This is a genomic window from Yoonia sp., assembly GCF_036007805.1.
GTDB lineage: Bacteria > Pseudomonadota > Alphaproteobacteria > Rhodobacterales > Rhodobacteraceae > Yoonia.
In genome coordinates this window covers 1-14,092 of sequence record NZ_DASYOK010000347.1, presented here as the reverse complement: position 1 = coordinate 14,092, position 14,092 = coordinate 1, and the positions used below count along the sequence as shown (strand labels likewise).

11 protein-coding genes and 1 pseudogene are annotated in these 14,092 nt (G+C 58.9%); 7 read left to right on the top strand and 5 right to left on the bottom strand.

Annotated features, from left to right (window positions below; all coding sequences use genetic code 11):
- Window positions 1–597 (top strand): DUF2189 domain-containing protein (locus VGP75_RS18320; RefSeq protein ID WP_327545025.1); only part of this gene is annotated, 597 nt, incomplete at its 5' end.
- A 48-nt stretch (window positions 598–645) separates the two neighbouring features.
- Here the strand turns inward: VGP75_RS18320 and VGP75_RS18315 are convergent.
- The 4 genes from VGP75_RS18315 to bcp form a co-directional block, all read right to left on the bottom strand.
- Complete coding sequence (locus tag VGP75_RS18315) at window positions 646–1,143, bottom strand: bactofilin family protein (RefSeq protein ID WP_327545024.1); 498 nt, start codon at window positions 1,141–1,143, stop codon at window positions 646–648.
- Window positions 1,133–2,440: a M23 family metallopeptidase gene (locus VGP75_RS18310; RefSeq protein WP_327545023.1), complete on the bottom strand. Its 1,308-nt coding sequence runs from the start codon at window positions 2,438–2,440 to the stop codon at window positions 1,133–1,135. Before VGP75_RS18310 ends, VGP75_RS18315 begins: the two co-directional genes overlap by 11 nt.
- A 156-nt stretch (window positions 2,441–2,596) precedes the next feature.
- Entirely contained in the window at window positions 2,597–3,409 is an 813-nt protein-coding gene (locus tag VGP75_RS18305) for a ferritin-like domain-containing protein (RefSeq protein WP_327545026.1), read from the bottom strand.
- An 11-nt stretch (window positions 3,410–3,420) separates the two neighbouring features.
- Entirely contained in the window at window positions 3,421–3,888 is a 468-nt protein-coding gene (gene bcp / locus VGP75_RS18300; RefSeq protein ID WP_327545022.1) for a thioredoxin-dependent thiol peroxidase, read from the bottom strand.
- Between the two features lie 103 nt (window positions 3,889–3,991).
- Here bcp and VGP75_RS18295 point away from each other — a divergent pair, with 103 nt between their 5' ends.
- From VGP75_RS18295 to lpdA, 5 genes are all read left to right on the top strand, one after another.
- Window positions 3,992–7,279, top strand: a complete 3,288-nt coding sequence (locus tag VGP75_RS18295) for a YhdP family protein (RefSeq protein ID WP_327545021.1) — start codon at window positions 3,992–3,994, stop codon at window positions 7,277–7,279.
- Window positions 7,276–8,343 (top strand): tRNA preQ1(34) S-adenosylmethionine ribosyltransferase-isomerase QueA, encoded by a 1,068-nt coding sequence (gene queA / locus VGP75_RS18290; RefSeq protein ID WP_327545020.1) that lies wholly within the window; start codon window positions 7,276–7,278, stop codon window positions 8,341–8,343. The genes VGP75_RS18295 and queA overlap by 4 nt, the downstream gene beginning before the upstream one ends.
- Before the next feature lie 77 nt (window positions 8,344–8,420).
- On the top strand, window positions 8,421–9,692 hold the full coding sequence (locus VGP75_RS18285; RefSeq protein ID WP_327545019.1) for an MFS transporter: 1,272 nt from the start codon (window positions 8,421–8,423) through the stop codon (window positions 9,690–9,692).
- 125 nt (window positions 9,693–9,817) lie between these two features.
- Entirely contained in the window at window positions 9,818–10,399 is a 582-nt protein-coding gene (locus tag VGP75_RS18280; protein WP_327545018.1) for a DUF924 family protein, read from the top strand.
- A 102-nt stretch (window positions 10,400–10,501) separates the two neighbouring features.
- A complete protein-coding gene (gene lpdA, locus VGP75_RS18275; RefSeq protein WP_327545017.1) occupies window positions 10,502–11,896 on the top strand; it encodes a dihydrolipoyl dehydrogenase in 1,395 nt (464 codons plus the stop codon).
- Window positions 11,897–11,976: 80 nt separating this feature from the next.
- Here the strand turns inward: lpdA and VGP75_RS18270 are convergent, their stop codons facing one another.
- The gene (locus tag VGP75_RS18270; RefSeq protein ID WP_327545016.1) at window positions 11,977–12,828 is read right to left on the bottom strand and encodes a DUF4394 domain-containing protein; all 852 of its coding nucleotides are present in this window, start codon (window positions 12,826–12,828) and stop codon (window positions 11,977–11,979) included.
- A gap of 298 nt (window positions 12,829–13,126) precedes the next feature.
- Here VGP75_RS18270 and VGP75_RS18265 point away from each other — a divergent pair.
- Window positions 13,127–14,092: pseudogene (locus VGP75_RS18265) on the top strand (excinuclease ABC subunit UvrA); the annotation flags it as partial.

Below are 14,092 nucleotides of genomic sequence, written 5' to 3'. Positions count from 1 at the left end.
GGGGCAGGGCATGTGAGCTGGACCTTGGCCACATCACTTGGCTTTCCGCTGATCGCGCCTTTTGCAGCGGCAGGGCTTTATGAGGTCAGTCGCCGGATGGAGGCGGGCCAACCGCTTGCATGGCGGGCGATCTTGGGCATTGTCTGGAATGAACGCACACGGCAATTGCCGTGGCTGGGTGCGATCATTGTCATCTATTTCCTGTTCTGGACCTTTCTGGCGCATATGATCTTTGCGCTTTTCATGGGGCTGACCACCATGACCAATATCAGCGAAAGCTACGAGGTGTTTCTGACGCCAAGCGGTCTGATGATGATCGGAGTGGAGTTGGGGGTTGGGGCAGTGCTGGCGTTCCTATTGTTCTCGATGACAGTGGTCAGCCTGCCCTTGGTGCTGGACCGCGAGGTGGATTTCGTCACCGCGATGCTGACCAGCATGAAGGCCGTGCGCGAGAACCTCTTTGTGATGCTGGTCTGGGCGATGATCATCGCCGTGCTGTCACTGCTGGCGCTTTTGCCGTGGTTTCTGGGACTGATGGTGGTCTTGCCGATCCTTGGCCATGCGACATGGCATCTTTACCGCAAGGTTGTTGCCTGAAACGAAAAGGGCGCCTGGAAGGACGCCCTGATGTAAAAATATTCTGTCTTACGACTTGGCGTCTGTCGGCGCTGTCGTCGGCATCTTCTTGGAAGAACCGGACGCCAGCGGATCGTCCTGACGTTGCACAGAACCTTCGAAGTGCGCACCTGATTCAATCGCGATGGTCTTGTGTATGATATCACCCTCGACCCGTGCGGTGGATGTCAGGCGGACCTTGAGGCCGCGTACACGGCCCACAACGCGGCCATTCACGACAACATCGTCTGCAACCACTTCGCCTTTGACAGTAGCACCTTCGCCGACGGTCAGCAGGTGGGCGCGAATGTCGCCCTCAACCTGGCCTTCGACCTGAATGTCACCGGTTGTCTTCAGGTTGCCGGTGATCAGCAGATCAGAGGACAGCACAGACGGAGCCGGCTTTGCCTTTGGCGTTGCAGATGCCTTGAAATCAGAACCTGCGGGCTTGGCTGTGTCCGTCCCTTTGGAGGTGTCAGTGTCGGACGCTGCCGGTCCGGGTTCGTTGATTTTGGATTTAGAAAACATCTTGTCCAGCTCTTATATAAGTCATGGGGTTGACGGGGTTGCCGTTCACACGGACCTCGTAGTGAAGGTGGGGTCCGGTCGAGCGACCAGAATTCCCCATAGCACCAATTCGCTCGCCGCGCGAGACCCTTTGGCCGACGCGTACATCCATTGCATTAAGATGGGCATAACGTGTTTCGATCCCGAAGTCATGCTGGATCTTGATCAACCGTCCATATCCGGACGACCAACCGGCATGGGTGATCACACCATCGGCGGTGGCGTAGATTGGTGTGCCGATGGGCGCGGCAAAATCAGTACCTGCATGTAACCGCCCCCAGCGTGGCCCAAAGCCGGAGGTATACCGAAAGTTCGACTTTACCGGAATCGAGAAGGGCGCTTTTTCAGCGGCGATCCGGTAAAGGTTGATGCGGTCCATCGCTGTCAGGATCGCATTGGCGCGCAGTGCGTCGGGGTCTGGATCACCACCGCGCGTGGAGAACTGGATTGGGGTCAGCGGCCCGCCCATGCCGGAATAGCCACGACGCACCTGTTCGATCAGATTATCGGGGTTCATGCCGGCGGCGCGAAACATGTCGTCAAGCGGCTCGACAGAGACCAGCATCGCCTCTTCCAGCTGGCGGAAGATCTGGTCGTTGCGTTCTTGCAAGAGCCGCAGTTCAAGCTGCATCTCTTCGGCCTGCTCGATAGCGAATTCGGCATCTGCGGCGATCTGGTCACGCTCTGATGCTGTATCGGCAAGGGCCGAGGCCAGCAGCCCGACGGTGCCTACCGCGTCATCGCTGATCGAGGCGGAGCCTTCGTTTCCGTTCTCCGATGACAGAGCCGCAACTTCGCGGCGGGCCTCTTCGCGGGCGCGCATCGTATCGCGTAAGGTGGCCTGCACAACCTCAAGACCGGTTTCCAGCTCGCGGCGTTTTTCTTCGGTGGCCAGCAGTTCGGACTGCATGATCGAGATTTGTTGCAGCGCAGAGGTAAAGCGTTCCTGTGCGGCCAGTGCCTCCATCGCGCGGGCGTCGCGTTCGGCGGAAAGGGCGTTCAGGCGTTGTTCATAGGTGAGCTGATCGCGCTGCGCCTGTGCACGGAAATTTCCGGCACCGATGCTGTCCATCAACAAAATAGCAGTGGCGATGATTGTCCAGGCGACGACGATGATGCTGCCGGTCCATGCCACCAGCTGTGTTTCGGATGTCAGACGGATAAAGCGCGTCTCACTGTCGGAGCGCAGGAACAAACGTCTTTCAGGGAAAAACCGTTCCAATACGCCATGAATACGTGCTGTTATGCGTGATCTCACGTTGGTGCCTGTCCTGTCCAGTTAACTTGCGCCGGTGCCTCGCCAGCAGTGATCCGTTTCCGTTTAAGTGCCTCTGTCTTGGGCTGCAAGAAATTTGCGCAGATTTTTCTACGGATATCCCGCGCTAATACGCTTCTGGGCGGGGTTTTGCCGATCTCAGGAAGAACCCGCCGAAACAGGGCCTGTTCCGGCGAGTGGCCAGTAGAAATCCGGAGGGATCCCGGCCTCGGCGCGCTTTTCCTCATTGAAGGGCGGTTTGAGATTGCCGTGGAAATACTTGCGGACCAGATCGTGGAACACGCCGGTAGGGTCAAGGTCATGGCGGCCACACAGGAAGTGGAACCATTTGGACCCGTAGGCCACGTGGTGGACTTCTTCGGCGTAGATCGTTTCGAGTGCCGCGACAGCAGAGGTGAGTTTGGCCTGTTTGAAAATCTTGATCATCCCGGGCGTCACATCCAGCCCGCGTGCCTCAAGCACCATGGGCACGACAGCAAGCCGCCCCATCAGATCATCGACCGTGTCTTCGGCCGCGCGCCACATTCCCGCATGGGCGGGCAGGGCCCCATAGTGGCTGCCCAATTCTTCAAGACAGTCACACATCAGGTTGAAGTGCTTGGATTCCTCATCTGCCGCTTTGACCCAATCGTCGTAATATCCCGAGGGCAACGGCGTGTCCGAGAACCGCGCGATGATATCCCAGTGCAGATCGACCGCGTTCAACTCAATATGCGCGACGGCGTGCAGCAGCGCGATGCGCCCCGCCTCGGTGCCCGGTTTGCGGTGGGGGACGTCGCGGGGATCAAGCAGTTCCGGTCTTGCGGGCCGCGCAGGGCGCAAGGGCGGCGTGGCGGTGCCGATCGCGATGACCTCGCCCGCGGCGCGGGCGGCCTGCCACCGCGCGGCATATTGGCGGGACAGGGCGGTCTTGGCGCGGCCGTCGGCGGTGGTCAGCACCGCGACGGCCATCTCTGTCAGGGTCACGCCGCGCGGACCGCTTCGAGTACGGCTTCGACGTGGCCGGGGACTTTGACCTTGCGCCACGCTTGGGCAATCTTGCCATCGGCACCGATCAGATAGGTGGTCCGCTCAATGCCCATGTAGGTTTTGCCGTACATGCTCTTTTCAACCCATGTGCCGTAGCGTTCACAGACATCGCCCTCTTCATCCGACAAAAGCGCGATTTTCAGGTCATGTTTGGCCACGAATTTGTCGTGCTTTTTGACGCTGTCTTTCGAGACGCCAAGCACCACGGTGTCTTCGGCAGCAAAGGCATCAACCATATCGGTAAAGCCGATGGCCTCTTTCGTGCAGCCGGGGGTGTCGTCCTTGGGGTAGAAATAGAGCACGACCTTTTTGCCTTTGAAATCGGAAAGGTTCACGATCTCGCCGCCATCGCGGGGCAGGCTGAAGTCGGGGGCTGTGTCACCGATTGCGGGCTGTGTCATAGGGGCGTCCTTTTTGTGTTTCACTTTCCTGGTTTTGTTTTAGGTCATGACAGGCAAAGATAAAGAGCAAAGCGCGCCCCGTGCTGCGCAAGATAAGGCCATAATGACCGAAGAGACCGACCCAAACCCGACCAAGCCCGCAAGGCCCAAAGGGATGCGCCCTTGGGTGTTCTGGCTGCGGGCGGTGTTTGTGGTCTGTATGATGCCCCTTGTTTTTCTGGCCGCAGCTGCAGTCATGGTCATTGACCGTGATATCACGGCGCCCAGCTGGATCACGGAACGCATCGAGGCGCGGGCAGACGCGCTTTTGGAAGGCGGCAGTCTTGAGTTCGGGGCGATTACCGTGCGGATCGGCCGTGACCTGCACCCGACTGTGCGTCTTATGGATACGCGCCTGGTGGATGCCGGCGGTTTAACGCTCACGCGGGTGCCGCTGGTTGAGGGGGGGATTTCGCCGCGCGGGTTGATCCTGCAACAAGAGCTCCTGATGCAGAATGTGCGCCTGATCGGGGCACAGGTGAATTTGCGCCGCGCGCGCGACGGCTCGGTGTCTTTTGCCTTGACGGCGGGGGGCGGTGATTTGGGGCAGGCGCGGTCTTTGCCTGAATTGCTTGAACAGTTTGACCGCGTTTTTGAACGCCCAGCACTTGAGGCGCTTGAGACTGTGCGGGCGGACGGACTGATCGTAAACTTTGATGATGCGCGCGCGGGGCGCAGCTGGATCGTCGACGGCGGAAGTGTGACCCTTGATCTGCGTGACGAACAAACCGCGATCAATGGCAATTTTTCATTGTTGTCGGGCCGTGCGGATGTGACTGGTGTAACCCTCTCTTATCTCAGCCCGCGCGGCAGCCGTGCGGCGCAGGTGGCCATCAACCTGACCAATGCCGCGGCCAGCGACATCGCCGCGCAATCACCCGCGCTGCGATGGTTGCAGGGTGTCCAGGCCCCGATCACGGCAGCTTTGCGCACGGGGCTGGACGAAGACGGGGCCCTTGGGCCGCTGAATGCTTTCCTTGAAATCGGGACCGGTGTCTTGCAGCCAAACCCTGCGACCGAGCCTATCGCCTTTGATGATGCCAAGGCCTATTTTACCTATGATCCTGTGCGCGACCTCATCGCCTTCAGCGAGGTGTCGCTGGAAACCGCGTGGGGCAGTTTGCGTGCCGAGGGTGATGCATATTTGCGTGAATTCCGCGATGGCTTGCCGCGTGCTTCATTGGCGCAGTTCCGCTTTCGCGATGTGGCGCTGAACCCGCCGGGTTTCTTTGACGCACCACCTGAGATCACAGAGGCGTCGATTGATATGCGTCTGCGGTTCGAGCCCTTCTCGGTGGAGATCGGGCAGGCGGTGATGACGGACGGTGATGTGCGACTTGATGCCAGCGGTGCGTTGGCAGCGACTGACGCGGGCTGGCAACTGGCGCTGGATGCACAGGTTGCAGCGATCACGCCGGAGCGGCTTGTGTCCTTCTGGCCGCTGACGATGAAACCGGGTACGCGGCAATGGGTGAGCAACAACCTGACAGACGGGCGCTTGTTTGACGTGGATATGGGACTGCGAATTGCACCCGAGCGCGCGGCGCAGTTTGCGGTGGACTTTGAATTTGAAGACACGTCGATCAAGTTTCTGCGCAACATCCCATCTGTCACCGATGCGCGCGGTTCTGCCAGTATCGCGGACAGCCGGTTGGTTGTCGGATTGGATGATGGCGTCGTGAATGCGCCACAGGGCGGGCCGATGCAACTGGCCGGATCGGCTTTTACAATCGTGGATATGCGGCTGAACCCGTCGCCCGCGATCCTGAACCTCAAGATTGATAGCTCTTTGACAGCCGCCCTGTCGGTGCTCAATCAAGAGCCTTTTGCCTATATGGACAAGGCCAATCTGCCGGTGACACTCGGGGACGGGCGCGCCTTGACCGAAGGCCAAATTACGTGGCCTTTGCAACCACGCCCCGCACCTGAAACCGTACTTTTCGAGATGGCATCGCAGTTGCGCAATGTGCGCAGTGATGTGCTGATTGCAGGCCGTCAATTTGCGGCGCCCCGTCTGACGGTGACAGCAAACAGAAGTGGCCTGAATATCGCCGGTCCGGTGCGCATTGGCGATGTGACGGGGGTGGGCGTCTGGGACCAGCGTTTTGGTGATCCAGACCGTCCGGGTAGCCGTGTGACAGCGGATGTTGCGCTGTCGCAGGCATTTCTGGATGAGTTCGACATCGCGCTGCCGCCCGGCACGATCCGGGGCAATGGCACAGGCGCGCTTGCGGTTGATTTTCAGCCCGGGCGTCCGCCGGCATTCAGTTTGCGTTCTGACTTGCAGGGTCTGACGGTGGCGATCCCGGCGATCGGGTGGTCCAAAGGGCCGGGAACGTCGGGGAACCTGTTGATTGCGGGGGTTTTGGGTCCGGTGCCGTCTCTTGACACGCTCGAGATCGCTGGCGGTGGCCTGCAAGCTGCGGGGCGTCTCACGCTTGATCCTGCAGGCGGCTTGCGGTCCGCACAGTTCACCCAGTTCCGCGTCGGCGATTGGTTTGATGCACCGCTGACGCTGCGCGGACGCGGCGTGGGCCAACCTGTGGGCGTCGAGATCAACGGCGGCACGCTTGATCTGCGCAACGCGGCTTTTGGCGGTGCGCAGCAGAATGGCGGACCCGTGCAGATTACGCTGGATCGCTTGCAGGTGACCGAAGGGGTCGCTTTGACAAACTTCCGTGGCGATTTTCGCAGTCAGGGCGGATTTCGCGGCGAATTTACGGGGCAGATCAACGGTGAGACAGGTATCGCAGGCGCGGTGGCCCCGCGCGACGGCCGCTCTGCGGTGCAGTTGCGCAGCGATGATGCGGGCGGCGTTCTGCGCGCGGCAGGCCTGATGCGCAACGCGGTGGGTGGCACGGCGGAACTCACGCTTTTGCCCGCAATCGGCCCGGGTACGTTTGACGGGACCCTGCGGGTGCGCAACATCCGTGTGCGCGATGCGCCTGCCATTGCAGCCTTGCTGGATGCAATCAGCGTTGTCGGGCTATTGCAGCAATTGGACGGGCAGGGGCTGGCCTTTGACGAAATGGATGCGCGGTTCCGTTTGACGCCCCAACAGGTGATCGTGTCGCAGGCCAGTGCGGTCGGTCCGGGGCTTGGCATTTCGGTGGACGGCCTCTACACGCTGGCCAATAAACAGATTGATCTGCAGGGCGTCGTGTCACCATTTTATCTGGTCAACAGTATCGGTTCTTTCCTGACCCGCAGGGGTGAGGGATTGATCGGGTTCAACTTCAACATTGGCGGCACGTCTGACGCGCCGCAAGTGGCTGTGAACCCGTTGTCGGCACTCACACCGGGGATGTTCCGCGAGATCTTTCGCAGGCCAGCACCGGATCTTTCCCAATGAAACTCAGCGACTTTGATTTTGACCTTCCTGAAGACTTGATTGCCACGCGGCCAGCGCGCCCGCGCTCATCGGCAAGGCTTCTGCTGGCGCAGGGGACGACCATCGAGGACCGGATTGTCAATCAGCTCCCAGACATTTTGCAGCCTGGCGACCGGTTGATCCTGAACGATACCAAAGTGATCCCTGCGCGTCTGTTCGGCGTCCGTCATCGTAGTGGCGAGGCCGGCGAGACGGCGGCGCGGATGGATGTCACCTTGCTGGAACCGCGGGCGGATGGCGCGTGGTCTGCGCTGATCAAGTCGCTCAAAAAGGTGCGCGATGGCGAGGTGATTGTCTTCTCGGATGAATTAAGCGCCGAAGTGGTCGGGCGCGGCGACGGGCAGGGGTATCTGCAATTCAACCTCAAAGGTGATGATTTCGATGCGGCGCTGAATGCGGTGGGGGCGATGCCTTTGCCGCCCTATATCGCGGGCAAGCGCCCTGCGGACGACGCGGACAAGCAGGACTACCAGACCTATTGGGCGCGTCATAGCGGGGCGGTGGCGGCCCCGACCGCGTCACTGCATTTTGACGGCCCCTTGCTCGCGGCGCTGGCCGCGCGGGGGGTGGAATTCACCCATGTCACATTGCATGTTGGCGCGGGCACGTTCCTGCCGGTGAAGGTAGATGATGTGCGCGATCACAAGATGCACGCCGAATGGGGCGAGGTCACGCCGCAGGCCGCGGCAGAGATGAACGCAACGAAGGCCGCAGGACACCGTGTGATCCCTGTGGGTACAACGGCGCTGCGCCTGATCGAGAGCGCGGTGCAGGATGGCAAGATGCAGCCTTGGACGGGGCCCACGGATATTTTCATCACCCCGGGCTTCCGGTTCCAAATGGCGGACGGGTTGATGACGAATTTCCATTTGCCGAAATCAACGCTGATGATGCTCGTGTCAGCGCTGATGGGCACGGACAACATTCGTGCGATTTATGACCATGCGATTGCGGAAAATTACCGCTTCTTTTCCTATGGTGACAGCTCGCTTCTCTTGCCCGTGCGAGAAGGCGTGAATGGTTGAGGCCCTGTCGCTTCTGTGATGAATTCTTAGGAGAATCGTGACATTGCACGGTTCTTGCTGTGCTGAAAGGGCGTGTCATGTTTCAGGTTTTTACCGGCTCTTGGGCTTTGTTCGTCGGCATGTTCATGTTGATGGTGGGCAATGGCCTGCAAGGTACGCTTCTGGGTCTGCGCGGCGAGGCAGAGGGTTTTAGCACCTTTGAACTCTCGATCGTCATGTCGGCCTATTTCTTGGGGTTTTTGTTCAGCTCGCGCTACACGCCCGAGCTGATCCGCCGTGTCGGTCACGTGCGGGTCTTTGCTGCGCTGGGATCAATGATTTCGGCGGTGCTTGTCGCTTATCCGGTACTGATTGAGCCCTGGGCCTGGACCATTGGCCGCGTGATCATCGGGTTTTGCTTTTGCGGGGTCTATATCACCGCTGAAAGCTGGCTGAACGATGCGTCGAGCAATGAAAACCGCGGCAAAGCCCTGTCGCTTTACATGATCACGCAGATGGCGGGGATCGTGTTTGCGCAGTGGATTGTCAGCCAGGGGGATATCTCGGGATATGTCCTGTTTATCATCCCGTCCATTCTGGTGTCGTTGGCTTTTGCGCCTGTGCTCTTGTCGGTGCGCCCGATGCCTGCCTTTGCATCCACAAAACCGATGAAGCTGCGTGATTTGATCAAGGCGTCACCGCTGGCCTGTTTCGGGATGTTCATGCTGGGCGGTGTGTTTTCGGCGCAGTTCGGCATGTCGGCGGTTTACGGCAGCCGTGTGGGGCTGACGGTGTCCGAAATCTCCTTGTTTATTTCGGCGATCTATATTGCAGCACTCATCTTGCAGTATCCGATCGGGTGGCTGTCGGACCGGATGGATCGGCGCGCCTTGATCGTGTGGATTTCCCTGATCGGTGCGGCGGGATCAATGATCGCCTTCCTTGTGCCCGGCTATTACGTGCTGATCGTGATCAGCGGGGCCATCGTGGGCGGTATGTCAAACCCGCTCTATGCGCTGCTCATCGCCTATGCCAACGACTATCTCGAGAAAGAGGATATGGCGGCGGCCTCGGGCGGGTTGTTGTTCATCAACGGGGTGGGGGCGATTGCGGGACCGCTGACCGTGGGCTTCATTATGGATAGCATCGGTGACAACGGGTTCTGGTTATTTACAGCCGTTTTGATGGCGTCTGTGGGCTTTTACGGTATCTACCGCGCAACTCAGCGGAGCCGCGAACATCTTGAGACCGAGAGCGTGACTGTCCCCTATGCGCCGGTCTCTGCGGCTTCCACACCTGTTGCGGCCGAGTTGGCGCAAGAGATGTATATCGAAGAGGTCGAACTCGAAGAAGAGGCGACACAAACGTGATCCAGCGGCACCAAGCCGACCTCTCATGTCATTTCGCAAGATGATGTGACCTTCTAAACACTTGTCAGGCACCAATTAGTCTGTTTGCAATGGGGCAGGAGTGAGGATCATCAAGGAGCAGTGCCGTGGTAACCCCCGAAGAGGTGTTGGCGTTTTGGCTGGACGAGTGTACGCCTGCCGACTGGTATAAGAGTGATCCTGCGTTTGACGCGTTGATCCGGGACAGGTTTGGGGTGGCGTGGCAGGAAGCGACCGAAGGCGCCTACGGTCTTTGGCTCACATATCCGTCGGGTGTCTTGGCCTATATCATTCTGACCGATCAGTTTCCGCGCAATATGTTTCGCGGAAAACGCGAGGCCTTTGCCACGGACGGGATTGCGCGGGCCGCAGCCAAGATGGCGATTGCGCGCGACTGGGATATGAAAATTGACGAACCTGCCCGCCAGTTTTTCTATCTGCCCTTGATGCATGCCGAGAATCTTTCGGATCAGGATCGCGCAGTGCGCCTGATCCATACACGTATGCCCGAGCATGGTGCGGGCAACCGTGATCATGCCTGCGCGCATCGCGCCGTGATCCGCGATTTTGGCCGTTTCCCCTATCGCAATGATGCCTTGGGGCGCAAAACAACCCCGGCTGAGCAGGCGTTTCTGGATCGTGGCGGCTATGGTGCGGCCTATCGTGCGCAGCAGGAAGCCGCAAAATAGCGCCGTTGCGCTCACCGGTTGGCCGTTATGACCTAAGGTCACTAGAGGTCGTCCGGGAAATAGTTTAGTGTTCAACTAAATTTCGAATTGGAGGGCCCACCCATGGCTGCACAGAACTTTGACCTGATTGTAATTGGTGCCGGACCGGGCGGCTATGTAGCGGCAATCCGTGCCTCACAGCTTGGCATGAAGGTTGCCATTGTCGAGCGTGAGAACCTTGGCGGGATTTGTCTGAACTGGGGCTGTATCCCGACCAAGGCGATGCTGCGATCATCGGAAGTATTCCACCTGATGCACCGCGCCAAGGAATTCGGGCTCAAAGCCACGGGCGTTGACTATGATCTGGATGCGGTGGTCAAGCGCAGCCGCGCGGTTGCGGGGCAGCTGTCGGGCGGGATCGGTCACTTGATGAAAAAGAACAAAGTGACCGTCTTTATGGGTGAGGCCACGATCCCCGCCAAAGGCAAAGTCAGCGTCAAGGGTGCAAAGGGCACCGATGAGCTGACAGCCAAGAACATCGTGCTGGCCACGGGTGCGCGGGCGCGTGAATTGCCGGGCCTCGAGGCCGATGGTGATCTGGTCTGGACCTACCGGCATGCCTTGCAGCCCAAGAAAATGCCAAAGAAGCTTTTGGTGATCGGCTCGGGCGCGATCGGGATTGAATTTGCCAGCTTCTACAACACGCTGGGCGCTGACACGACTGTGGTCGAGGTCATGGACCGCGTGCTGCCTGTGGAAGACGCCGAGATTTCGGCCTTTGCCAAGAAGCAGTTCGTCAAGCAAGGCATGAAGATCATGGAGAAATCCACGGTCAAGCAACTTGATCGCGGCAAAGGCAAAGTCACCGCCCATATCGAGACAGGTGGCAAAACCGAGAAAATGGAATTCGACACGGTCATTTCCGCTGTGGGGATTGTCGGCAATGTGGAAGGTCTGGGGCTGGAAGAACTGGGCGTGAAGATTGACCGCACCCATGTGATCACCGATGAATTCTGCCGCACCGATGTTGAAGGGCTTTATGCGATCGGCGATATCGCAGGCGCGCCTTGGTTGGCGCATAAGGCCAGCCACGAAGGGGTGATGGTTGCCGACCTGATTGCGGGCAAACACGCGCATCCGGTCAAGCCGGAAAGCATCGCGGGCTGTACCTATTGCCATCCGCAGGTTGCGTCAGTTGGCTATACAGAGGCGAAGGCCAAAGAGCTGGGCTATGACATCAAGGTCGGGCGTTTTCCCTTCATCGGCAACGGTAAGGCGATTGCCCTTGGTGAGCCCGAGGGCATGATCAAGACAGTGTTTGATGCCAAAACAGGCGAGCTGTTGGGCGCGCATATGGTGGGTGCCGAAGTAACTGAGCTGATTCAGGGCTATGTAGTGGGGCGTCAGCTGGAGACGACCGAGGAAGACTTGATGAACACCGTCTTCCCGCATCCAACCTTGTCAGAGATGATGCATGAAAGCGTGCTGGATGCCTACGACCGTGTGATCCACATGTAAGGTGGATCAAGATCCACCGTACGCCGTGCAAAACCCGCCCCTTGACGAAAAGGGCGGGTTTTTTGTTGCGGGTATAAACCCTAGTTCGGCAGCATCGCAGCGAAACCTGTGTAGGCGCGCATGCCTGCATCGGCCATCATGGTCGCTTCACCTGTTGTCAGGTCGATGCTGTAGAGACCCGATGTATCCGCACCCGCGAGCATCAAAATGGCATAGGCCATGTTTTCGCCCTCGGCAGGCGAGACAATTTCAAAACCGCCCATCACCGAAAGATCGGCAACTGCACCGTCAATCGTGATCGGAGCAACCGTGGTCAGAGTGCCCGCGTTATTGGCCAGTGTGACCAGCGCGTTGGTTTCGGCGTCCAGCGCGTATTGCGTGGTTTCTGATGCTGTCATGCCGTTGATGGCATTGGTGTAGGCGTTGGCAAAGATCATGGGCGCGCTGCCTTCGTTGGCATCACCGGCGGCATAGGCCAGATCGGTAAAGCGCAGGACCGAGTTCGCGCGCGCGTCCATGTCACCAAAGCCCATCGGGAAGTAGACAAGGTTCACCCCGTCGGTCGTGACGGCGCGCACCGCGTCGATCTGGTTGTTGAAGTCAAAGCCCATCGCGGCATCTGCCCCGATCATCACCTCGGGGGCGACGGTGTTATCCATGGCCGTGACCGCGCCAGTGACGGTGTCGATCCCGTAGACCATGCCATCACGGGTGATCCCGATCACATCTCCGGTCACAGGGCGGTAGGCGATGGCGTCAACGGGGGTGGAGAGATCAACGGATGTGCCTGCCTCGACAAGGCCGGGAAACATCACAAGCGTGCGGCCATCGTTCGTCAGGCCATAGCCCGAGGCGGGGCTTGCGTGGCCTGCGGCAAATGCGGGTGCGGCGAGGATGGTGAGCGCTGCTGCAGAAATCAGTGTCTTTTTCATGGTCGTTTTCCTTTCGTGTTGCGTCGGCCAATGGGCCTGACTTAACATAAGAAATCCGATCTAACTCATTGAAAGTAAATAGATTAAACTTTATTGTGAAAGTGAAACTATCGGCTCCGCGCTTGCGTGTCTCCTCGCTGTCTATGCCTGATGGCGTGGCTGTTTTTTGCCAAGCTGCGTGAAGGCTGGTCTGTCCTTTGGCGAAGAATTCTGCAAAATGTTGCACGAATGTTCCCAAGACGGGCTGGCGGTTCGCTGCGGGACTGCTATCTGATGTCTGTAGGCTCTGGGGGTCGAGATGGCTGAACTGAAGAATATCGAAGTGCGCGGCGCGCGCGAGCATAACCTGAAAAACATCGACGTGGATATTCCGCGCGATCAGCTGGTGGTGATCACGGGCCTGTCGGGATCCGGCAAATCGTCTCTGGCGTTCGACACGATCTATGCAGAAGGGCAGCGGCGCTATGTTGAATCGCTGTCGGCCTACGCGCGCCAGTTTCTGGATATGATGGAAAAGCCGGACGTCGATCACATCAGCGGCCTGTCCCCTGCGATCTCGATCGAGCAGAAGACAACATCAAAGAACCCGCGTTCGACCGTCGGCACCATCACCGAGATTTACGACTATCTGCGCCTGTTGTTTGCCCGTGCCGGCACCCCTTACAGCCCCGCCACCGGCCTGCCGATTGAAGCACAACAGGTGCAGGATATGGTCGACCGCGTCATGGCTCTGGAAGAAGGCACGCGCGGCTATCTGCTGGCGCCGATTATTCGGGACCGGAAAGGAGAGTATCGCAAAGAGTTTCTGGATCTGCGCAAGCAGGGCTTTCAGCGTGTGAAGGTGGACGGGCAGTTCTATGAACTGGATGAACCGCCGACGCTGGATAAGAAGTTCCGCCACGATATTGATGTGGTCGTGGACCGGATTGTTGTGCGCGAAGGGCTTGAGACACGGTTGGCCGATAGCTTCCGCACGGCCCTGGATCTGGCCGATGGAATCGCAATTCTCGAAACCGCGCCCAAAGAGGGTGAACCCGAGCGTCTTACCTTTTCGGAAAACTTCGCCTGTCCAGTGTCCGGCTTCACTATTCCTGAAATTGAACCGCGCCTGTTCTCGTTTAACGCGCCATTCGGTGCCTGCCCGTCCTGTGACGGTCTGGGGGTCGAGCTCTTTTTCGACGAACAGCTTGTTGTGCCCGATGTGACCCTGAAAATTGCTGATGGCGCTCTGGCCCCGTGGCGCAAGGGCAAGAGCCCGTATTTC